We start from the raw sequence: 21703 nt of genomic DNA, 5'->3' as shown, positions 1-21703 counted from the left end.
GCGACCGTTGGGGCTAACGCTCGCCCGTTCATCCGATGAAGAAGGACGCCACCAGGTAGAGATTCAGCGCGCTGATCGCGATGGTCACCGCCCAGGCCAGCGCGCTGGTCAGCCGGCTGTTGGTGGCGTCAGCCATCAGGCGGCGATCCGCGGAGAACCTCACCAACGGGACCAGCACGAACGGCAGCCCGAAACTCAGGATGACCTGGGAGATCACCAGCACGCCAGTGGGTTCGGCGCCGACGGCCAGCACGATGAAAGCCGGGATCAACGTCACCGCGCGGCGGGCCAACAGGTTGATCTTGCGTTTGAGCAGGCCCTCCATGATGACGCTGCCGGCGTAGCAGCCGACCGAGGTGGAGGCCAGTCCCGAGGCCAGCAGCCCGATCGCGAACAGTAGCGCGATGCCTGATCCGAGCGAGTCGGAGACCGCGGCATGCGCGCCCTCGATGGTGTCGATGTCGCCGGTGCCCTGCAGCGCCGACGCCGCCAGCAGCAGCATGCTGATGTTGACCGCCCCGGCCAGCAGCATTGCGCCGGTCACGTCGAACCGGGTGCCGGCGAGCAACCGCTCCCGCTTCGGACCGGGCTCGACCCGGCCGAACCGGTCGCGGGACAACGCCGAGTGCAGATAGACGACGTGCGGCATCACCGTGGCGCCGAGCATCGCGGTCGCCAACAACACCGAATCGGTGCCGGCGAACCTCGGCACCAGGCCGGACGCCACCCCGGAGGCCGACGGCGGCGAGACGAAAAGGCCGGCCACGAACCCGATCGCGATCACCAGCAACAGCCCGGTGATGACCCGCTCGAACGGCCGCTGCCCGCGCCGGTCCTGGATCAACAGCACCAGCAGAGACACCACCCCGGCGATCACCCCGCCGAGCAGCAACGGCAGATCGAACAGCAGGTTCAGCGCGATCGCACCGCCGATCACCTCGGCCAGATCGGTCGCCATCGCGACCGCCTCGGCCTGCAGCCAATAGGCGATCCGGCCGCGGGTCGAGGTCCGGCCGGCCACCAACTCGGGCAGCGAGGCGCCGGTGGCCAGGCCGACCTTCGCGCTCAGGTACTGCACCAGCCCGGCGGCAATGGTGGCCAGCACCAACACCCAGACCAGGAGGTAGCCGTAGCGGGCACCCGCCTGCAGGTTCGCCGCCACGTTGCCCGGATCGACATACGCCACCGCGGCCACGAAGGCCGGCCCGAGCATCGACCAGAGCCCGGCGCGGGTAGCGCCGGGGGCGGTCGGTTTGGGCGCGAACATCGCCTCATTGTTGCCTACCGGGGTGACACATCTGCTCACCCGGCCGACCTGCGGGCCGGCGGCCCGGTGCGCGTTCCCGGGCCGACGCCTCCCGGGCTAACTTGTCGGGCATGACGACCGACGCCGCGCTCACCGCGCTGCCCACCTCTCGCGTGCCCGATCCGGCCGACGCTCCCCCGCTGCGCTGGGGCATCCTGTCCACCGGCGGGATCGCCGCCTCGATGACCGACGCGCTGCTCAAGCACACCAGCCAGCGGGTGGTGGCGATCGGCTCGCGCTCGCCGGAGTCGGCCAGGGCGTTCGCCGACCGGTTCGGTATCGATCGGGCGCACGGGTCGATGGAGGCGATGCTGGCCGACGACGAGATCGACGTGGTCTACATCGCGTCACCGCACTCCGAGCACCACCGGCAGGCCATGGCGGCGATGGCCGCCGGCAAGAACGTCTTGGTGGAGAAGGCTTTCGCCCGCAACGCGGGCGAGGCGGCCGAGATGGTGGCGGCGGCCAGGGCCGCCGGGGTGACGGCCATGGAGGCGATGTGGGCGCGTTTCCTGCCGCAGGCCGACATCTTGCGGCAGCTGTTGGCCGACGGCGCGCTCGGCGAGGTGGTCACCGTCATCGCCGACCACGGCCAGTATTTCGCGCCCGACCCGGAGTTCCGGCTGTTCAACCCGGATCTGGCCGGCGGCGCGCTGCTGGACCTGGGCATCTATCCGGTCTCGTTCGCGTCGATGGTGCTGGGCGCACCGACCGCGGTGACGGCCCGCGGCAGTAAGGCCTTCACCGGGGTGGACGGGCAGGTGTCGCTGCTGCTGGAAGCCGGTGACTTGGCCGGCGGCGCGGCCGGTGACGCGGCCGGCGGCGCAGCCGGTGACGCGGCCGGTGACGCGGCCGGTGAGGCGGCCGGTGACGCCGGCCGCGACGCCCGTGGCGGAGCGCAGGCGCTGGTGAACACCACGCTGTTCGCCGCCACCCCGACCACCGCGACCGTGTCCGGAACCGTTGCCCGGGTGGAGATCAGCGGGCCGTTCTACGCGCCGGGCACGCTGACCTACCTGCACCGCGACGGCAGCAGGCTGGAGTTCGACGGCGGCCCGATCCGCGGCCACGAGGCCCTCGCCTACGAGGCCGCGCACCTGGCCCAGCTGATCTCCGACGGTCATCTCGAATCGCCGATCATGCCGCTGGACGAGACGATGTCGATCATGACGACGCTGGACGAGGCCCGTCGTCAGCTCGGCGTCGTATTGCCTGGCGAGTAGCCCGCTACCGGAGTGGATCAGCCGGCGCCATAGCCGACCCCCGGATCCCCGTTGCGGGGATCTACTTTTCCCGTTCTGTGACGGATGGGACAGAACGCAACAGTCTGACCCTCGTAGGCGAAGTCGATCCTCGCCGGGAATGGGGGTTGCGGCGAGGCTGAACGCGCGTTTAGCATGTTGACCGTGCGTTCAGCCGAGGATGACCTGACGGCGCGGGCCCGGATCCGGGACGCGGCGACAATGCTGATCGCCCGGCAGGGCTTCGCCTCCACGACGGTCCGCGCGGTGGCGACAGCGGCGGGGGTGTCCCCGGCTCTGGTGCTGCACCACTTCGGCTCCAAAGCGGGTCTGCGGCAGGCCTGCGACGACGCGGTCTGGGACGAGTTCCACGCGGTGATCACCTCCACCGCGGACGACGTCAGCGCCGGCGAGCTGCTACGGCAGTTCTCCATCAGGACGAACCACTCGCCCGCGGCGATCTATGTCACCCGCGCCCTTCTCGACGGCGGCGAGTTCGCCCACCGGGTGTTCGACGGGATGGTCGCCGACGTCGAGGGCTACATGGCCAACGCGGTCCGGTCCGGCATCGTTCGTCCGGCCCGCGACGAACACACCAGGGCATTGATGCTCACCAGCTACTCGCTCGGCTCGATGCTGTTGGGGCGCTACATCGTCGGCGAGGACGTCGACCCGATCGAGATCCCGGACCGACTCATAGATCTGTTCACCGACGAGGGCCTGGATGTGTACACCGACGGCCTGTTCACCGATTCTCGGATCCGCGACGCGCTGCGTACCGCCACGGCCGCCGAGAAGGCGAAGGGACCGGCCGCCCGCAGCGCCGCGAACGCCACTCAATCAACGAATCACCCGAAAGGCATGTCATGACTGCACCGACCAAGACCGACCTGGCCATCGAGATCGCCGGCGTCACCAAGACTTTCGGGCCGGTCACCGCACTGCACGACTTGGACCTGAACATCGCCACCGACGAGGTGCACGGCTTCCTCGGGCCGAACGGCGCCGGGAAGTCCACCGCCATCCGAGTGCTGCTCGGCCTGCTGCGGGCCGACAGCGGCACCGCGCGGCTACTCGGCGGCGACCCGTGGACCGATGCGGTGCAACTGCATCGTCGGCTGGCCTATGTCCCGGGCGACGTCACCTTGTGGCCATCGCTCACCGGCGGCGAGGTGATCGACCTGATGGCCAAGCTCCGCGGCACCGTCGACACCGCCCGCCGCGACGACCTCGTCGAACGGTTCGAACTCGATCCGCGGCGCAAGTGCCGCACCTACTCCAAGGGCAACCGGCAGAAGGTGGCGATCATCGCCGCGCTGGCCTCCGACGTCGAATTGCTGATCCTGGACGAGCCGACCAACGGGCTGGATCCGTTGATGGAGGCGGTGTTCCAGGACTGCATCCGGCAGGCCAGGCAGCGGGGCACCACCGTGCTGCTTTCCAGTCACATCCTGTCCGAGGTGGAGGCGCTGTGCGATCGGGTGTCGATCATCCGCAACGGCACCGTGGTTGAATCCGGCACGCTGACCCAGCTGCGGCATCTGACCCGCACCACGGTCAAGGCGGATCTGGATCGGGTGCCGGATGACCTGCAGGGGTCCACTGGCGTACACGACGTGAAGGTCAACGGCAGCCAGGTGTCGCTGTCGGTGGACACCGAACAACTCGGCGATGTGCTCGGCCGGATGTCCCGCGCCGGGGTGCGCGCGCTGAGCAGCCAGCCGCCGACCCTGGAGGAGCTGTTCATGCGGCACTACAGCGCTGACGGGAGGGCCGCTGACGGACAACGTGCCGACCGGAGCGCCGGAGAGCGGGGGGCAAACGGAACCGGTGAGCGGCGATGAGTGCCCTCGCCACCACGCCCTCGCCGCGCCCCAGGACGGTCCGCGCCGCGGCCGGCCGGTCGTCCGGACTCGGCGGCAGCCCGACCGCCGGCACCGCTGCCCTGCTGAAGTTCGGGCTGCGTCGGGAGCGGATTCCGTTGGCCGCCTGGATCTACGGGGTGCTGGCCATCGTGCTGTCCACCCTGCTCGCGTTCGCCGGACTCTACCCGGACGCCGCCTCCCGCGCGCAGTTCGCCGACAGCCTGGCCAACCAACCGGCGTTCGCCGTCCTCACCGGGAAGATCTTCGACTCGTCGCTCGGCGGGCTGACCGCCTGGCGCACCACCCTGCTCGGCGGCGTGCTGGCGGCCCTGATGGGCATCTTCACCGTGGTCCGCCGGACCCGGACCGACGAGGAGGCCGGCCGCACCGAGCTGTTGCTGTCCACCGTGGTCGGCCGGGCCGCGCCACTGCTGGCCGGCCTGGGCACCGCGCTGGTCGGCTGCTCGGGCATCTTCGTACTGACCGCCGGGGCGCTGATCATCAAGGGCGAGAACGTCACCGGATCGTTGGTGCTGGGGCTGAACCTGGCCTGCGTGGGGCTGTTGTTCGCCGCGGTGGCGGCGGTCGCCGCGCAACTGTTCGACGGCGCCCGGCCCGCGCTGGGCATTTCCGGTCTGGCGCTGGGTGTCTCGTTCGGCATCAGGGCGGTGGCCGACGCCGGAGGTGACGGCAGCGCGTGGGTGCGCTGGTTGTCGCCGCTGGGCTGGGCGGAGAACGTGGAAGCCTTCGCGGCCAACAACTTCGCGGTGATCGCGCTGATGCTGGTGACGACGGCCCTACTGGTGCTGTTGGCGCTGCGGCTGCTCGGCCGGCGGGACGTCGGGCTCGGCCTGTTCCCGGCGCGACTCGGCGCCGGCCGCGGCACCATCGGCACCCCGCTGGGACTGGCCCGCCGGCTGCAGCTGCCGGCGGCAATCGGTTGGACGGCGGCGCTGGCGGTGTTCGGGCTGGTGATCGGTGGCATCGTCGACAGCACCAAGGATCTGTTCTCCGACAGCCCGCAGATGACCGAGATCCTCAAGGACATGGGCGGTCCGGGCGCGATCACCGATGCGGTGCTCAGCGCGCTCGGCGGGATGGCCGGCATCCTGGCCGGCATCGCGGCGATCTCCGCGGCCGGCCGGATGAACGGCGAGGAACAGTCCGAACGGGCCGCCCTGCTGCTCGCCACCCCGGTCCCCCGGCCGCGCTGGCTGGCGAGTCACGTCCTGTTCGCGCTGGTCGTCCCGACGGTGATGTTGGTCGCCGCGGGCATCACGACCGGCGTCCTGCACGGTGCCCGCTCCGGCGACTTCGCTAATGGCTTCGGCGATTCCGTCAGAACGATGCTCGCGCAACTACCGGCCTGCTGGGTGGTCGGCGGCATCGCCGTCGCGATCTTCGGCCTGCTGCCCCGGCTGTGGGTGACGTCCTGGATCGTGCTGGTGGCGGCGGTGTTGATCGCCCAACTCGGCCCGGCACTGCAGCTGCCACGATGGCTGCTGGATCTGTCGCCTTTCGTCCATTCGGGGACGGTCGCCACGTCCGGGATCCCGTGGCTGGCAATGGGTGTCCTCACCATGATCGCTGCGCTGTTCCTGGCGATCGGCTTCGTCGGATTCCGTCGCCGGGACCTGATGTCGCGCTGACGCGCGGCACTCCTCGCGCTTGCTCGGCACTCCGCGCGCATGCTCGGCACTCCGCGCGCATGCTCGGGCGTGGGCAGAACCCGAAGAGTAGAAGTCTGGGCCGCCACCGTCACGCATTGATCCTGGTCGACACCCTGCCAATGGGTGACCGGCGCGGAGGCAGCGCACCGCATTCTGGGTATGCCGTCGCGGCACCGGTGGACTGCCGGTGCTGGTATGCGCAGCTCCGCTCGGGTCGGACGCGCGGTCGGGTGCTCGGTTCGGACGCGCGGTCGGGTGCTCGGTTCGGACGCGCGGGTCGGGCGCCCGACCCGCGGTCGGGCGCGCGGTCGGGCGCGCGACCGGGCGGCTCACTGGCGCCGGCGCAGGGTGACCTGCACGCCGATCCGGACAGCTGGCCACACCCGGTCTATCGGTGGCCGGCATCGGCTGTCCCGGTGCCGGCGGGCCGGTGCTGTCCGCCGGGGGTGCCGCGGCCGGGGATCGGATGAGGGTCCTTGTCCGGCCGAGCGGTCGTCGACCCACCGGGCCGGCACTCTCGTCGGCCGGTCTCCGGCGCACCCGGACGGCGAGGTCGACGGCCGCAGAGACTTCAGGGACCTGGGGTCACGGCGTAGCCCGGCGGATCTCGGTATCGCCTCGGGTGCAGAGGTATCGGTCGGGGATGGATCCGGCGCCCGGCCGGACTCGGGGTCTTCGGACTTACCGCCGCCAGAGCCAGAGCCACTCGACTCAGCGGCGCCAGAGCCAGAGCCACTCGACTCAGCGCCGCCAGAGCCAGAGCCACTCGACTCAGCGCCGCCGGGATCGGGGTCACCGGACTGGGTGTCGCCGGAACCAGGCCGACTCGAGTCGGGGTCACCGGACTTGGTGTCGGCAGGGCCGGCAGTCCCGGTGAAGTGGCCGCCCGCGGTGAACAGGTGATTCCGGCGGGGCCGCTGGGCCGGATCCAGCCACCTGGGCGGGATGAACTCCGGGCGCCCGTCGGCGCCCATCCGACACAACCACCGACCACGGTGGATCTCCGTATGGTGAAAACCACAGAGCAGCACACCGTTCTCGGGCACCGTCAGCCCGCCGTTGGCCCAGAAGACAACATGGTGCGCGTCGCACCACCCACTCGGCGCATCGCATCCCGGCCAGGCACACCCGGCACCATCGCGAATTTCCAACGCTCGCCGCAACGCGGGTGGGAACGACCGCCGCTTCGTCCACGCCTCCAACGGCAGCGCCTCCGAGGACAAGAGGATGGGGCGTACATCGGCGTCACAGGCAAGGACCCTGGCGATCCGTGCCGACACCGTGCCCACGAAATCCAGCGTCGCGATACCGCGACCATCGATCAGATCCGCCAGGCCGACGGTCACCGTCGCCTGCGGCCGCACCCCACCATTGGTCGGTCCGTCACCGGCCTTCAGGAACCGCCGACACACCTCGACCAGCGCCTGCCCCCGCCGCACCCCGGCCGGCCGCAGGTCCGGCAGATCCGGCCCGGCCGGACGGGGCTTGGCCAACGGTTCTACCGCCTTACGGAGCAATTCCGTGCCCAGGTCGTCCAACAAGCCACGAAACGGCGTCAACCCATCACCGCGGCGACTACCGATCGACAACTCGACCCGATCCGTCGCATCCAGATCGTTCAACGACCCGTCCGGATCGGTGATGTTGCGGATCTGCTCGGCGACATCCTTCAACTGGTTGGCGTCCCGGTCCTTGGCCGCCTCCACCAACACCCGCTCACACAGTCGCCGCAGCTCCTCGTCCACCTTGGTCGGAATGCCCCGCATCGCGGTGATGATCACTCGACTGTGATCGAACCCGACCTCACCGGCATCGACCGCTGCGCTCAAGTGCGGTAGCTCCGCTACCGCCCCGGCATCCGGGTCCGTCACCGACCGGGCTACCTCTTCGGCGGACGCCTCCGGCGCCAGAATGCTCTGCGCGGCCAGCACCCGACCCCGCGCCTCCCCCGGCGTGATCGACAACAACTGGCTTAGCAGCTTCGACGTCGAGGACACCGCATGCGACTTCGCGACCCCGCGTACCTCCAACTCCGCCGCCAACCGCACCTGCACACCAAAAGCGCTCCGCAGCAACGCCTCCACCTGCTGCGTCGCCGACAACAACCGATCCTCACCCAACCGCCACCACGGCAAATCCCGCAACCCGGCGACCACCGCAGCACCGGAGGCGAGCAGCTCATCGAGCTCTCCCACCGTGTCCGCGCCCCAGGCCTTCCCCATGCCAACAACCCTAGAACCCGGCACCGACAGTGCCCTCTGATCGCCTGCTTCCGGTTGAATTGCTGAGTAGCCTCGCCTATGCGCGGGGCCCATCTCGGGGCGGAACAGCGCGAAACGACTACGACGACAGGACGGTGGGCATGGTCTCGAATCGAACGATCTGTTTTCTGGGCGGGCTGCTGGTCGGAAACTGCGGGCCGCACCTGGCTTCCGCGGTCACCGGGCGTCGGCATCTCACCCCGCTGGCGGGCAAGGACTCCTCACCGGCGGTGAACGCGGTGTGGGGGCTGCTGAACCTGACCGGCGGCCTGGCCCTGGTGGGTCGCGGCGCGCGCACCGGGGAGACCCGCTGGGACCGGCGCCTGGTGGCCTTCAACGCCGGCGTGGCGACCTTCGCGGTCTGGATGGCCGGCACCGAGGCGGCGATCCCGATCAACAGTGGCGCTCGGCAGACGAACGGCGCCATCGCCATATAGCGTGCTGCTGCCTGGGTTTCGTCATCGTCGATGGAGCGCCGCTATCGGACCTGGAGCAGACTGCGGGCGGCGGTCGACCGCCGGGTCGTCGAGGTGTTCACCGAACTGATCAACGCGCTCGATGTCGACCTGCTCGGCAGGTCTGCCATACAGCTCTGGCCTGGCAGCCTGGACGGGGCGTGGTGCGTCGCGGGCAGGACGAGGACGGCGCCTTCGTCGACCCAGGCCCAACGGCAGCGCTACGTCCACTGACGCATTTGAACGCCGCAAGAGCCGGCGGGTCCCGGGCATCCTGGCCGCTGTCAGGCACGCCCGGCGGCGCCCCGCCCCGCGGCCCGCCTCGGCGCGGTCGCCAGCACGTACCGGAAGATGTTCTCGAAGCGATAGCTGCCGTCATCCAGCCGGTAGGGCGCGGCCGCTCGCTCGACGGTGGTGGCGACCAATTGGTCGGTGACGTGCTCGGGAAGCACGTCGGGCAGCTCGAAGGCGAAGGCCTGCAACAGTTCCCGCTCGTCAGCCAATTCGTACGGAACCGGCACCTCGCCGGCCGCTGTCACCCGCAGCCCGGCCCCTTCCAGCAGTTCCTCCAGCACACCGGCACTGCGCACGTCCGGGTCGCGCACCGACGGTCCGGCGCGTTCCGGGCCCAATCCAGCGACCGCGTCGTCGACCTCCCGCACCTGCTGGTGCTCGCGCTCGGCCCAGTTGCAGACCGCCAGCACGCCACCGGGCGCCAGCACCCGGACGGCCTCGGTGACCGGTACCGTCACGTCGTCGGAGAACTGGAACGAGTTGACGGCGGTCACCACGTCGAACGAGTCGTCGGGCCACGGCAGCCGCTCGGACGAACCCTGCCGGATGTCGGCCCGCGGCACGGTGTTCCCGGCGATCAGCACCATGTTGTCGGAAGCATCGACGCCGCTGACGTCGGCTCCCAGATCGGCCGCCATCGCGGCCAACTCACCGCTACCGCAACCGACATCCAGCAGCCGGGTGCCTGGGCCGACCTTGGCCAGCGACAGCAGCACGTGCCGGGCCGGGTCGGCCAGCGAGCTCCACCACTCCTGCCACTGCGCCGCCCTGGCATCGAAGGTTCCGGCGTCGGCCATCGTCATTCACTTCCTTCTTCAGGTTCGAGCGCGCTTCAGGCTCGAGCGCGGCCCAGCCGGGTGGGCACGAGCGTGCCCAGCACCTCGTTGAGCCCTTCGGTGGTGGAGGGATGCGTCCAGATCGAGTCCCGCAGCGTGCTCGCGGTGACCCCGGTACGGATGGCCAGCGCCAGCAGGTTGATCACTTCCTGGCCGTCCACCGAGAGCCAGGCCGCGCCGAGCAACTGATCGGTGTCGGCATCGACCACCAGCTTGAGCAGCCCGCGCGGTTCGGCGACCGCCTTCGGCCGCGGCATCGCCGCGACCTCCGCGACCTTCTTCTTCCCGACCAGCACCTCGTGTCCGGCGTCGACCGCTTCCCGCTCCGTCATCCCCACCCGCGCCAGCGGCGGCGTGATGAAGGTGGTGGCCGGCACCGCCACCCGATCGGCCGTGGACCGGACCCCTTGCCCGGCAAGCTGATCCAGCACGATTCGGTTGTCGTCCAGCGAGACGTAGGTGAACTGCGGACCGCCGTTCACGTCCCCCACCGCGAACACCCCGTCGGCCGTCGTGCGCAGGTGTTCGTCGACCCGGACAGCGCCGCGCTCGGTCAGCTGAACACCCGCCGCGGCCAACCCGAGTCCGTCGGTATTCGGCCGGCGGCCGACCACCACCAGCACCGCGTCCGCCGCGACCGAGCCCGGCCGCTCCCCGACCGTGTAGCGGACGGTGGCGGCATCGGCACCGTCGACGATCTCGGTGACCGATGCGCCCTCCAGCAACGTGATTCCGGTGTCGGTGAGGATCTCCCGGACCGCGGCCGCCACATCGTCGTCCTCCCGGCCGAGGATCGCCGGCGCGCCCTCGAGCACGGTGACCTCGGATCCGAACTCCCGGTACATGTTCGCCAGTTCCAGACCGATCGATCCGCCGCCGATCACCGCCAGCCGGCCGGGCAGCTCGGTGCCGGCGATCAGGTCGGTGCTGGTGAGCACCCTGCGGCCGTCGATGCCGGGGATCTTCGGCAGCACCGGTAGGGCGCCGGTGTTGATCACCACGGTGTCGGCGGTGATCGTCAGCCGGTCGTCGCCGCCGGTCACCTCCACCTGCTTCGGGCCGGTGAAGGTGGCCCTACCGGTGATCGTGGTGACGGTGTCCACCGTGTCCAACATGGCGAAGTTCTTGGCCCGCATGGCCGCCGTCAGCCGGTTCTTGCGGTCGATCGCCGCGGCGTACCCAGCCCGGCGATCGCCACCCCGGACCGATGCCTGATCGGCGTCATGCAGCAGGGTCTTGGTCGGGACGCAGCCGATGTTGATGCAGGTGCCGCCGTACATGTCGGCCGACTGCTCGACCATGGCGACGCGCTTGCCGGACCGGCCGACGGTGCCGGCCAGCGTCTTGCCGCCCTTGCCCCAGCCGATCACCAACAGGTCGACGTGCAGGGACTCCAAGTGCTGCGGCTCCACGGGCAACGGATCCATGGTGGCGCCTTCCGTTCCGCCCGGGTCCGGCGCGGCGGGCTGCCCCGAAATCTACGCCGGATCCGTGTCGCGCATCCGCTCCGCGTGCGCCCTGGCAACCGCCCGCAACGCGGTCTCCGGGTCGTCACCGCGGGCGCCGGCAGCGTAGGCCAGCCGGAAGATCTGTTCGGCAGTGGAATCGCCGTCCGGCAGCGGCGTGCGGTCGTCGAACTTCGCGGCGCGGGAACCGAGCTTGCCGGCCAACGCCACCGCCGGCTGACCGAGCGCCACCCCGTCCAGCACGTGCGCCCGGCCGTTCTTGGCGGTGCGTTCGGCCTTCTTCAGCTCGTCCCAGCGGTCCTGCTGGTCGGTGGCGGTGGTCACCGCTGCGGCCGGGTCACCGGCCGCTGTGCCAAAGACGTGGGGATGACGGCGCCGCAGCTTCTCGGCAAGGTCGCCGGCGACGTCGTCGATGGTGAAACCGCCGTCGGCGGCAGGGGTTTCGGCGGCGATCCGGGCATGGAAAAGCACCTGCAGCAGCACGTCTCCGAGTTCCTCACGGAAGGCCGCCGGCTCCCCGTCCTCGATCGCCTGCACCAGCTCGTAACACTCCTCGATGAGGTACCGCAGCAGCGAGGTGTGGGTCTGCTCGGCGTCCCAGGGGCACCCACCGGGCGAGCGCAACCGGTCCATCACCGCAACCGCCTCGAGCAGCCGAGCGCCGGCGATCTCGGGAACGGTCACCGCTCAGATCCCGGACTGCGCAGGCACTACCTGCAGAGCGACCGGATCCCAGACGCCGAACCGCGGGTTGACCGTGACCGGCTCGTTGCGTACGTACGAGGCCAACGCCAGCCAGGCCAGCGCGAACTGGTCGGCGCCGGTGGCGTTCTGGATGTTGGTGGCCAGCTGGTCGGACTCGACGACCTTGCGCTCGGTGATCCTGGCCAGCGAGGCGCCGTTGTCGATGTCGACCAGCACGATCGAGCCGACCGGCTCGGTGTACAGCCCGAAACCGGCGTACTGCGGCTGGGTGAGCAGGCTGATCGACTGCGTGCCACCCTTCTGTTCGGCGGCTGCCGCGGTGAGTGCGGTCTTCATCGCGGCCGGGTCGGCCAGGAACCGCTCCCGGGCGGCGATCGCCTCGGCCCGGTTGGCGTAGCCGCTGATGATGTCGGCCTTGACCTGCACGTCGGTGGCCTTCTTGCCCTGGTCCCGTTGCGCCAACTGCAGCACCAGCAGGGTGTCGCGGACGGCCTGCGGCACCTGAGCCTCGGTGTAACCGCCGCCGAGCACCTGCAGCAGCTGCTCTGCACCCTCCGAGGTGGTCGCGTTGACCTGGGCCTCGTCGACCGTCAGCTTCTCGGCCGCGGCGGCCTGGGTGATCAGGTCGTGCCGGATCTGGTTGGTGAGCACCTGCCGGTTCCGGAACTGCAACTCGTTGTTGCCCGGCGGAGTCTCGGCGCCGGCCGTCAGCGCGGCGGTGGTCGCCGAAACGAACGACTCGTCGATCCGCTGCCCGTTGACGGTCGCGGCGGAGCCGACCTGGTCGGTGCAGGCGTTCAGTGACAGACCGAGAATGACGGCGGCCGCGACCGCCGTCAGCCGGCGGGTACGGGGCGAGCGCGCGAGTGTGAGGGAGGGCACGTCCCTAGCTTCTCATCCCCGCCGGGCTGACGAACGATCAGGCGTGCTTGCGGCCGGACCGACGCGCGCCGAGCACCACCAGGGTGATGCCGAGCAGGATGATCGCCAGTCCGATGCCTACGGTGAGCCCCACGTTCAAGCCGGCTCCGGTGGAGGCCAGGTCGACGGCCGGCTGGACCGGCACCGGCGCGGGCGGCACCACAGCAGATGAGGTGGTGAGCGGGACGGCCGACGAGGTGGTGAGCGCGATCGTGCTGCCGGTCACCGGGGGTGCCGGGTACGGGGCGACCGTGTCGGCCCAGCCCTGAGCGGCGGATACGACCATCGTCAGCAACGCGACGGCCGTGACGACTGCGGCGGCGGTAGCTTTACGTAACATGCTCGGTTCCCTCATCACACACTCGGGCCAGTTATTAAGTACTGATGGTAACTCTCAGCAGGCAGATTCCGGGTTCAACTGGATATCTTACGCCTATCGAGTGAATCGTGCCTGGCCATTTGTGACCCGCGGCGATCGACTCAGGGCGTCGCCGGGGCGCAGGCCGGGTAACGCTCGGCGTGGTTGTCCCAGAGCCGCGGACCCGGGGTGGTGATCAGCCGGGGGTCGACCAGCGTGCTGCCGTCGCCCGGATCCGGCGCCGCCAGGTCGGCGGTCACGGTGGCCTTCTGCCCCGGCATCAGGTCGAGGGTGACGACCGCGACCTGCCGGCCGTGATCGGTGCCGCGCAGGGTCGGCACCGCCGTGCCGTCAACCAGTACGGCACCCAGCGACCCACCGGTCGGTGCGAACAGCAGGATGTTGGTGCGCAGTTGATAGGGCTTGCCGGTGCCGACGCCGCCGAGCACGTACGGCGACAGCCCGGTCTTCGGCGCATCGTTGGCGAAGGTGGCCGACAGCGCCAACTGCCGGCTGCCGTCCGGATGGCACTGGGTCGCGGACAACCGGGTGATGGCATCCAGGTAGTAGCCGAGCTTCGAGCCGCTGCCGTCGTTGACGAACACCCCGACGCTCGGAACTCCGAGCGGGTCGTCCGGCAGCCGGCCACTCACCGCGGTGGTGAGGATCTCGGCCTGCTCGGTGGGATGCGCGCTCCAGATCAGCACCCGGCGTTGATCGACCATGTCCTTGGTGTTGCTCACCGTCACCCGCAGGTCGCCGCCGCCGGAGGTGAGCGCCTGGAACACCGCAGCGGTGGCCGCACCCAGGTAGGCATCACGGGCCGGCACGTCGCCGGAGCGCGGGAACTGCTGGTAGATGCCGGACAGCAGGAACTCGACGGCGTTCGCGGAATCCAGCTGCTGTCCGTCGGCCAGGGTGATCGGGTCGTGCGCCACCAGCATCCGGGAGACGACCATCGGGTCGATCGCCACCACGCCATCGACCTGACTGCCGGTGCGCGCGGTGTACATCTTCGCGAACGTCGACGCGGCCGATGGGAAGTCGGGGGTGAAATTGACGTCGGTGGGATAGCGCGCGACCAGGTCGGTGTACAGCGATGTGGTTGCCGCGTCGACCTTCTCGATCGGCGGGTCGAAGACCGGGATGTCCCGACTGGCCGCCCCTTGGGCGGTGATCGACATCTTCCCGTCGTCGATCCGGATCGCCGCGTAGGAGCCGAAGATGCCACCGGTGGCGCGCGGCTCGGCCAGGTTCTGGAACACCAGCAGATACGTGCGCGGCCCGTCTGCACCGAGCATCGGGCCGACCAGCCGGCCGAGCCGGGCACCGGCATCGGTCATCCGCTCGACCCTGGGCAGCTCCTGTTGGAACAGCGCCACCGCATCGTCGACCGGGCCGACCAGGTGGCTGCGGTCCACGCCGGCGACCAGCGCCTGCGCCTGCTTCACGGCGCCGTCCATCGCCAGCATGCTGGTGGCACCGGACTGGACGACGGCCAGGTCCATCGCCCCGTTCTTCGGCAGCAGGTGACCGGCATCCAGCGAGCGGGTGAGTTCCGCTGCGGCCGGCAGCGGCGCGGCGACCGCGTCGACGGCCCGGGACACCTGGCCGACAGCGTCGAGGTTGTCGCCCAGCCAGGGCACCACTGTCGCCAGTCGGTACAGCGGGTCGTCGACCGCCGACCGGGCGGCCGCGGCCTCGTCGCGCAGCTTCCCGGCCAGCGCGATCAGCGTGTCCGGCTCGCTGATGCCGTGAGAATCGAACTCGGTCTGCAGGTCTGCGACGACGCCTTTCGCCGCGGTCAGATGGTGATACGCCTGATAGGCACGGAAACCCACCCAGCCGACCACGGCCAGCAGCAGGATGCCGAGCCCGAGCAGGATCCGGCCGCGCAGCCGGCGGCGCTTCCGCCCGGCCCCGATCGGCGACTTGTCGGTCGGTTCGTCCGGCGGCGCGGCAGCGGGCTGCTCCGGCGGCACGGCAGCAGGCTCGTCCGGCGGCACGGCAGCGGGCTGCTCCGCCGGTCGGGCAGCAGCTTCCTCCGTGCTCACACCGTGCTCCACTCACCGGGCCGATCGCGAGAGGCGAAGACCTCCGCTCACCCAAAAGCATGCCACTCTTGTCGCCGTTTCCCGACTGTCAGTCGCGAGTTTGTGCAGTCATCACTCTTTCGGTGGATATGAAACTGAGACCCATGGCTACCTAGCGCAACTTCGCTCGAGGTGCGACACTGACCTCATCAGAGCGTGGCCGGCAGCGGCCGCGGCACCCGGGGGTGGGCCCGGCAGGGCGTCGGCGCAGGAGGAATTCGTGGTGGGCGATCGCGGTGGGCAGCAACTGCCGGCGGGCGTCTTCGTGCACCCGCTCGGGCTCTGCGAGAGTTCGACCGTCGGCGCCGGAACCAGGGTCTGGGCGTTCGCGCACGTGGTGGACGGCGCGGTGATCGGCACCGACTGCAACGTCTGCGACGGCGCCTATGTCGAGTACGGCGCGGTAGTCGGCGACCGGGTCACCATCAAGAACCAGGTGATGATCTTCGAGGGCGTCACCGTCGAGGACGAGGTCTTCCTCGGTCCCGGGGTCGCCTTCACCAATGACCTGCGGCCGCGGGCCGCGATCAAACGCGGGGCTGACGCCCTGCTGCCCACCCTGGTCCGCACCGGTGCCACCCTCGGCGCCCGGGTGACGGTGGTCTGCGGCGTCACCATCGGGGCCAACGCCTTCATCGGCGCCGGCGCGGTGGTGGTCGCCGATGTGCCCGATCACGCGTTCGTGGTCGGCAATCCGGGCCGGGTCCGCGGCTGGGTCTGCAGCTGCGGCGAACGGCTGGACGACAGCCTGCGGTGCGCCTGCGGTCGCCGCTACCAGCGCTCCGGCGACGGTCTCGCGGCGACAGACGGGCTCGCCGACGCCGGAGCGGTACCCGCGGCCGCGACCACCGAGGCCTGATCCGATATGTACGTCACCCTGCGCGGCACCCCCGGAAAAGGTTCCACCACCACCGATTCCGGCCCGGGCCGGTCCATCCGCAAGCGGGTGCCGGGTGCGGTGCTGGGCCTGGGTTTCGTCAGCCTGCTCACCGATATCTCCTCGGAGTCGGTGGCCGCGGTGCTGCCGCTGTACATCACCGTGGTCATCGGCATGGGACCGCTCGCCTACGGCTTCGTCGACGGCATCTACCAGGGCGTCAGCGCGCTGGTCCGGATCGCCGGCGGCTGGTGGGCCGACAGCTCGGATCGGCCGAAGTGGGTGGCCGCGGTCGGCTACGGGCTGTCCGCGCTGTCCCGGTTCGTCCTGCTGATCACCCAGGGCTTCTGGTTCATCACCTCGACCATCGCCGCCGACCGGATCGGCAAGGGGCTGCGCACCGGCCCGCGCGACGCGCTGATCGCGACCGCGTCCGACCCGGATCATCTCGGCCGCAACTTCGGCGTGCACCGGGCGATGGACACCACCGGCGCGCTGATCGGCCCGCTGCTGGCCTTCGCCGTGCTGGCCATGTTCCCGTTCGGGATCGGCGGCTACCAAACAGTTTTCGTCTTCTCCGCGGCGTTCGCGGTGATGGGTGTCGCCGTTCTGGTGCTGGCCGTCCCGGATCTGCGCCGCAGGTCCCGCGATGCGAAGGACGCCGGGGCTGACGGGGCTGCCGAGCCGGTCGCGCCGCCGCGCAAGCTGCGGCTGGCCGACCTGCGGCAGCCCGGCCTGCGCCGGTTGCTGATCGCCGCCGGGCTGCTGAGCGTGGTGACCGTCGGCGACGGGTTCCTCTACCTGGCCCTGCAGGACGGTGGCCAGATCTCCGCGCAGTACTTCCCGCTGCTGTTCGTCGGCACCAACGCCGCCTATCTCGGCCTGGCCATCCCGCTCGGGAAGCTGGCCGACCGGATCGGCCGCGGCAAGGTCTTCATCGCCGGACACGTGCTGCTGCTGGCCTCGTATGCGTTGGCGGCATCGCACTTCGGCGGCCTCGGCGGCGCGGTGGCGACGCTGCTGTTGCTGGGCACCTTCTATGCGGCGACCGACGGGGTGCTGGCGGCGCTGGCCAGCCGGGAGGTGCCGGAGGCGGCGCGGGCGACCGGCATCAGTGCCGCGCAGACCGTGGTGGCGCTGGCCAGGTTCGCCTCATCGATCCTGTTCGGGTTGGTCTGGCAGGTGAGCGACCGGTCGGTGGCGTTGCTGGTGATGGGGGTCGGCATGGTGATCACCGTGCCGATCGCCGGCTGGCTGCTCCGGATCGCCAGGCCCGCATCGGCGGCGGTGACGCAGTGACGTCGGAGAAACAGTGACGGTTCGCGTCCGCCTGGTCGTGCTGGCGGTGGTCTTCGTGCTGGCCATCGGCGCCGCCGTCGGCTACCTCATCTACGCCAAGGCGCAGACTGCCAACGAGGCAGCGGCGGCGCCCGCCGTGCCGGAAACCTCGGACGTGGCAGCGATTCTCGCGGAGAATCACGTGGTCTTCCGGTCCAGCGCGCTGGGCGACAGCTACGGAAAGCTGGCCACCGTTGCGCTGGCCGACCCGGGCGGCCCACGGGCCGTTCTCGGGTCCAGCTGCGAGCGGGTGTACGCGACCTGGACCAACGGGGTGTGCATCACGGCGGAGCGCGGGATCGCGGCGAAGTACGGGGTGCAGATGCTCGACGCACAGCTGCAGCCGACGCTGTCCACCGCCCTCACCGGGCTGCCGAGCCGGGCCCGGATCTCCGCCGACGGATCGATGGTGGCAACCACCACCTTCGTCACCGGGCACTCGTACGCGGCGTCGACGTTCTCCACCGCGACCGTGCTGCAGCGCGCCGACGGCACGGTGATCGGCAACCTTGAGGACTTCGCCACCACCGTCGACGGCAAGCCGTTCACCACCGTCGACCGGAACTTCTGGGGCGTCACCTTCGTCGACGACGACACGTTCTACGCCACCGCCTTCTCGGTCTCGGCGGCCAAGACCTGGTTGGTCAAGGGCAGCATCGCGAAGAAGACGATGACGTCGCTGCGCAGCGACGCCGAGTGCCCGTCGGTGTCCCCGGACCGGACTCGGGTGGCCTTCAAGATCCGGCAAGGTGCGGCCGCGCCGGGCCAGTGGCACCTGGCGGTGATGGACCTGACGACCGGCAAGCAGACCGTGCTGGCCGAGACCCGCAGCGTGGACGACCAGGTGGAATGGCTGGACAACGACCACATCCTGTACGCACTCCCCCGCACCGGCGCCGACGCGACCGTCTCGGACATCTGGTCGGTGCCCGCCGACGGGACCGGCACGCCGGCCGTATTCATCCCGCAGGCTTCGTCGCCGGCGGTGGTGCAACGATGACGGCCGCCGCCGCGCCGCTACCGGCGCCGCTGGATGACGAACCGGCGGAATTCGTCCTCGTTGGTCAGGTCGACGAAATCGCGGCCGGCCGGGCTGGTGCCGGCGCCGGCCGATCGGCTCTCTGAACCGGTCGCGGGCAAGGCTTTCCGGCCGCTGACGGCGTCAAACACCGAGACGTAGCGTTCGGCCTGGGGACGCCAGTCCAGTTCGTCGGCCACCCGGGTGCGGGCGGCGATACCGAGATCGGCCCGCAAGTCCGGGTCATCGAGCAGCTTCTCCACCGCGTCGGCGAATGCCTGAACATCGCCCGATTCGACGTACAGCACCGTGTCGCCGCCGGAGACTCTGGTCTCGACCAGGTCGAAGGCGACCGATGGCAGCGCGTACGCCATGTATTCCATCGTCTTGTTCATCGTCGACACGTCGTTGAGCGGGGTCTTGCGGTCCGGACACAGGCCGACATCGGCGGCGCTCAGGTAATCGGCGACCATCGCCTTGTCGGCCCGGCCGGTGAAGGTGACCACGTCGTCCAGCCCGAGTCTGGTGCACTGGGCCTTCAGGTCGTCCAGGCAGTCGCCGAAGCCGAGCAGCGCGGCGCGCAGGCCGGTGCGGCCGCGCCGGTGCACCAGCTCGTCGATCACCTCCAGCACGGTGTCGACGCCGTCCTGCGGGCCCATGATGCCCAGGTACACCAGCAGGTGCTCGGCCTCGCCCCTGATGTCCTCGGGCGGGTACACCGGGCGCATCTGTCGGGTGTCCGGGCCGCTGCGCACCACGGTGACATCGGCCGGGTCACGGTGGCCGCGGGTGACCGCGATCTTCTTGTACGACTCATTGGTGGAGATCACCCTGGCCGCGGTCCGGTACGTCATCCGCTCCAGCCAGCGCAGGCCGCCGTACTGCACTTTTCCCCCGATCGAGGTCGGTTCGCCGAACCTGGACAGGTACAACTCCGGATTCAGGTCGTGCTGGTCGAAGACGAACGTGACGCCTCGCAGCCGCCAGAGCCGGGCCAGCAGCCAGTAGGTGTCCGGAGGGTTGCAGGCCTGGATCACGTCGAAGCCGCGCTCGCGTCGCACCCGCAGCGACAGCCACGCGGTGCGCAGCCAGGAGTAGACGAACTCGATGACGAAGCCGCCGAGGCCTCGCGCCTCCGGTGCCGGCCGGTATTTGTAGATCGCCACCTCGTCGATCTCCTGCCGGGCCGGGTCGCCGGGCCCCTTCGGGCAGATCACGCTGACGGAGTACCCCGCGGCCGTCAACGCCTGGCATTCCAACCAGACCCGGCGGTCCAGCGGCACCGGCAGGTTTTGGACGATGACGAGAACGCGCTCGCGCATCCCGGTCCTTTCAGCTGATTCGAATCGCGACAACTACGAACCTTTCAGCGCAGCCTCTTGGCCACGCCCTTCAGCTGAACCTTCAGCTGCGATGAGAATGCGGGCACCGGAAGAACTGTCGACCTCATCGAACTCGCGCTGTCGTCGACGCGGACGCTGAACCTGGGCTGCAGCCAAGATCCTGCCGACGAGGCACGCCGATCGCTGGAGAATACTCGGGTATATCCCAGCCCCCTCAGGGAACTCAGCAGTTGTCGGTCGTAGCGCCCCAAAGGCAACGCCGCTTGGTCGACCGGGCGTCCACTGGCATCCGCGATGCGCTCTCGGGCCTCGACGAGCTCGATTTCCCGTTCCTGCGAAGCCATTCCGCGCCAGGGTCGATGGTTCATCCCGTGGGTGCCGATCGTCATCCCCGCTCGGTCGAGGGCGCGAACATCGTCCTCGGCCAGGCTGCCGGGCTGCCCGAGCCGGCCCGCCAGGACGAAGAAGGTCGCATGCAGATCCCTTTCGACCAGTGCGGGAAGTCCGTACTCGAGATCCGACCGATTGCCGTCATCGAAGCTGATCCTGACGTTGCGCCAGGTCGCGATCTCATCGAGGATCCGGTGGAATTGGTCCACCCCGATCCAGTACCGGTCCTCACCCGGTTCCAGCTCGCGGCCGGGCTCCCCGATACCGTGGAAGCAGATGTTCAGCAGTCGATCAGCCATCGGAATCCTCGCCGTCGTTCATGGCTTCCGCCTTTGTTCGGGTCGACTCGTCCCGCCCCCAGGAATCGCCGTTCGATGACGACCGGCGCGCAAGGACGGCAGCGAGGGCGGTGATCCCGACGTACACGACCGCGGCGGGCGCGAGCCAGGGCTGCGGCAGCACCACCTCCCGGAGCCAGGCCCATCGATCCGCGTGCCGCACGTCTACCGCGACCTCGCCGGATCGGCCGGCGGCCCGCATCGCGGCATTCCCGCGGCGTACCCGGACCAACCTGCGCACCAAGTCCCTGGTCCGTAGCGGAGCCGCCACCACCGTCGCGACGGCGGTGGCTTCCTGCTTTTCCGCAGCGTCGAACAGGGAATCGAGGAACAGGTCGTCGGCGACCATTTCCGGGAAGGTGTCGAACCTTCGCCGGCCGGCTTCGGACAGGGCGATCACCCCCCGACCGAACAGACCGCTCCGGAAGGCCGGAAGTCTCTTGTTGATCGCGAAGTAGCCACGAACCAGCAGTGGTCTCCCCCGGACGTCGAGTTCTCGGCGGGGGACGACGGCAAGCACGGGAATGCCTCCGGCCGGCGGCCGCGCGCCCCGATCCAGCGCCTCGACCAACGTCCGCACGACAAAGGTCGACGCCGTGATGTCGGCATCGAGGTAGATCCGTGGATACCCGACGGCGACGGCGTCGCCCAGGTTCAGCGCTTTGGCCTTGCCGGCCTCCGCGGTGTCGACGACTCGCACGCCGGGCCGAGCGGCGGCGACACTCGCGGTCGCATCGGTGCACCCGTTCGCCACCACGGTGACGTCGAGTTCGCCCGGGGCTGCGTCGGCCAGCAGTGCATCGAGACAACGGCCGATGACGGCGGATTCGTTGTGAGCCGCGATCACCACGCTCGTCACGGCGTCGTCCGGATCTGCCCGAGAATGTCGTACACCTGGTCGCCTCTCCGTCGCGATCGACAGCACCTT

20 protein-coding genes are annotated in these 21703 nt (G+C 69.9%); 9 read left to right on the top strand and 11 right to left on the bottom strand.

Annotated elements, in window-relative coordinates; translation table 11 throughout:
* Window positions 1-28 precede the first annotated feature (28 nt).
* Window positions 29-1267 carry an Nramp family divalent metal transporter gene (locus tag K340_RS0116685; RefSeq protein ID WP_029137550.1) on the bottom strand — a complete coding sequence of 413 codons (1239 nt, stop codon included), beginning with the start codon at window positions 1265-1267 and terminating at the stop codon, window positions 29-31.
* 110 nt (window positions 1268-1377) lie between these two features.
* Between K340_RS0116685 and K340_RS0116680 the strand changes: the two genes are divergently transcribed.
* The 4 genes from K340_RS0116680 to K340_RS0116665 all read left to right on the top strand — a co-directional run bounded on the left by K340_RS0116680 (window position 1378) and on the right by K340_RS0116665 (window position 6061).
* The gene (locus tag K340_RS0116680) at window positions 1378-2529 is read left to right on the top strand and encodes a Gfo/Idh/MocA family protein (RefSeq protein WP_029137549.1); all 1152 of its coding nucleotides are present in this window, start codon (window positions 1378-1380) and stop codon (window positions 2527-2529) included.
* A 183-nt stretch (window positions 2530-2712) separates the two neighbouring features.
* Complete coding sequence (locus K340_RS30830; RefSeq protein WP_161632126.1) at window positions 2713-3417, top strand: TetR family transcriptional regulator; 705 nt, start codon at window positions 2713-2715, stop codon at window positions 3415-3417.
* Window positions 3414-4391, top strand: a complete 978-nt coding sequence (locus K340_RS30825; RefSeq protein ID WP_037365189.1) for an ABC transporter ATP-binding protein — start codon at window positions 3414-3416, stop codon at window positions 4389-4391. Before K340_RS30830 ends, K340_RS30825 begins: the two co-directional genes overlap by 4 nt.
* Window positions 4388-6061: an ABC transporter permease gene (locus K340_RS0116665; protein ID WP_029137548.1), complete on the top strand. Its 1674-nt coding sequence runs from the start codon at window positions 4388-4390 to the stop codon at window positions 6059-6061. Before K340_RS30825 ends, K340_RS0116665 begins: the two co-directional genes overlap by 4 nt.
* 350 nt (window positions 6062-6411) lie before the next feature.
* Here the strand turns inward: K340_RS0116665 and K340_RS34445 are convergent, their stop codons facing one another.
* Window positions 6412-8304: an HNH endonuclease signature motif containing protein gene (locus K340_RS34445; RefSeq protein ID WP_051266606.1), complete on the bottom strand. Its 1893-nt coding sequence runs from the start codon at window positions 8302-8304 to the stop codon at window positions 6412-6414.
* 140 nt (window positions 8305-8444) lie between these two features.
* On the opposite strand from K340_RS34445, the gene K340_RS30815 reads away from it, so the two are divergent.
* Both K340_RS30815 and K340_RS0116650 read left to right on the top strand, forming a co-directional pair.
* Complete coding sequence (locus K340_RS30815) at window positions 8445-8780, top strand: hypothetical protein (RefSeq protein WP_037365186.1); 336 nt, start codon at window positions 8445-8447, stop codon at window positions 8778-8780.
* Window positions 8781-8810: 30 nt separating this feature from the next.
* Window positions 8811-9032: a hypothetical protein gene (locus tag K340_RS0116650; protein ID WP_029137547.1), complete on the top strand. Its 222-nt coding sequence runs from the start codon at window positions 8811-8813 to the stop codon at window positions 9030-9032.
* A 50-nt stretch (window positions 9033-9082) separates the two neighbouring features.
* Here K340_RS0116650 and K340_RS30810 read toward each other — a convergent pair whose 3' ends face one another.
* From K340_RS30810 to K340_RS30795, 6 genes are all read right to left on the bottom strand, one after another.
* Window positions 9083-9895: a class I SAM-dependent methyltransferase gene (locus K340_RS30810; protein ID WP_051266604.1), complete on the bottom strand. Its 813-nt coding sequence runs from the start codon at window positions 9893-9895 to the stop codon at window positions 9083-9085.
* 29 nt (window positions 9896-9924) lie between these two features.
* Window positions 9925-11355, bottom strand: a complete 1431-nt coding sequence (locus tag K340_RS0116640) for a dihydrolipoyl dehydrogenase family protein (protein WP_051266601.1) — start codon at window positions 11353-11355, stop codon at window positions 9925-9927.
* Window positions 11356-11406: 51 nt separating this feature from the next.
* Window positions 11407-12078, bottom strand: a complete 672-nt coding sequence (locus K340_RS30805) for a MazG family protein (protein WP_037365184.1) — start codon at window positions 12076-12078, stop codon at window positions 11407-11409.
* Window positions 12079-12081: 3 nt separating this feature from the next.
* Window positions 12082-12981 carry a SurA N-terminal domain-containing protein gene (locus K340_RS30800; RefSeq protein ID WP_037365182.1) on the bottom strand — a complete coding sequence of 300 codons (900 nt, stop codon included), beginning with the start codon at window positions 12979-12981 and terminating at the stop codon, window positions 12082-12084.
* 37 nt (window positions 12982-13018) lie between these two features.
* Complete coding sequence (locus tag K340_RS0116630; protein WP_154674311.1) at window positions 13019-13360, bottom strand: hypothetical protein; 342 nt, start codon at window positions 13358-13360, stop codon at window positions 13019-13021.
* Between the two features lie 140 nt (window positions 13361-13500).
* A complete protein-coding gene (locus K340_RS30795) occupies window positions 13501-15432 on the bottom strand; it encodes a DUF4012 domain-containing protein (RefSeq protein ID WP_051266599.1) in 1932 nt (643 codons plus the stop codon).
* A 259-nt stretch (window positions 15433-15691) separates the two neighbouring features.
* Between K340_RS30795 and K340_RS36710 the strand changes: the two genes are divergently transcribed.
* Genes K340_RS36710 through K340_RS0116610 form a run of 3 tightly spaced genes read left to right on the top strand, consistent with a single transcriptional unit; the run spans window position 15692 to window position 18686 of the window.
* The gene (locus K340_RS36710; protein WP_211229495.1) at window positions 15692-16330 is read left to right on the top strand and encodes an acyltransferase; all 639 of its coding nucleotides are present in this window, start codon (window positions 15692-15694) and stop codon (window positions 16328-16330) included.
* A gap of 6 nt (window positions 16331-16336) precedes the next feature.
* Window positions 16337-17647, top strand: a complete 1311-nt coding sequence (locus tag K340_RS0116615) for an MFS transporter (RefSeq protein ID WP_029137544.1) — start codon at window positions 16337-16339, stop codon at window positions 17645-17647.
* A gap of 13 nt (window positions 17648-17660) precedes the next feature.
* Complete coding sequence (locus K340_RS0116610; protein ID WP_029137543.1) at window positions 17661-18686, top strand: TolB-like translocation protein; 1026 nt, start codon at window positions 17661-17663, stop codon at window positions 18684-18686.
* Window positions 18687-18703: 17 nt separating this feature from the next.
* Here the strand turns inward: K340_RS0116610 and K340_RS30785 are convergent, their stop codons facing one another.
* From K340_RS30785 to K340_RS30775, 3 genes are read right to left on the bottom strand one after another with little or no spacing between them, the layout of a single operon-like run.
* Window positions 18704-20026: a glycosyltransferase family 4 protein gene (locus tag K340_RS30785; protein ID WP_037365180.1), complete on the bottom strand. Its 1323-nt coding sequence runs from the start codon at window positions 20024-20026 to the stop codon at window positions 18704-18706.
* 44 nt (window positions 20027-20070) lie between these two features.
* Complete coding sequence (locus K340_RS30780) at window positions 20071-20736, bottom strand: polysaccharide deacetylase family protein (RefSeq protein ID WP_051266597.1); 666 nt, start codon at window positions 20734-20736, stop codon at window positions 20071-20073.
* Window positions 20729-21634 (bottom strand): glycosyltransferase, encoded by a 906-nt coding sequence (locus K340_RS30775; RefSeq protein ID WP_037365178.1) that lies wholly within the window; start codon window positions 21632-21634, stop codon window positions 20729-20731. The genes K340_RS30780 and K340_RS30775 overlap by 8 nt, the downstream gene beginning before the upstream one ends.
* Window positions 21635-21703 lie beyond the last annotated feature (69 nt).

Origin of the sequence: Nakamurella lactea DSM 19367 (assembly GCF_000426645.1) — a bacterium.
GTDB classification, from domain to species: Bacteria; Actinomycetota; Actinomycetes; order Mycobacteriales; family Nakamurellaceae; genus Nakamurella; species Nakamurella lactea.
This window is presented reverse-complemented; position numbering and strand designations above follow the sequence as displayed.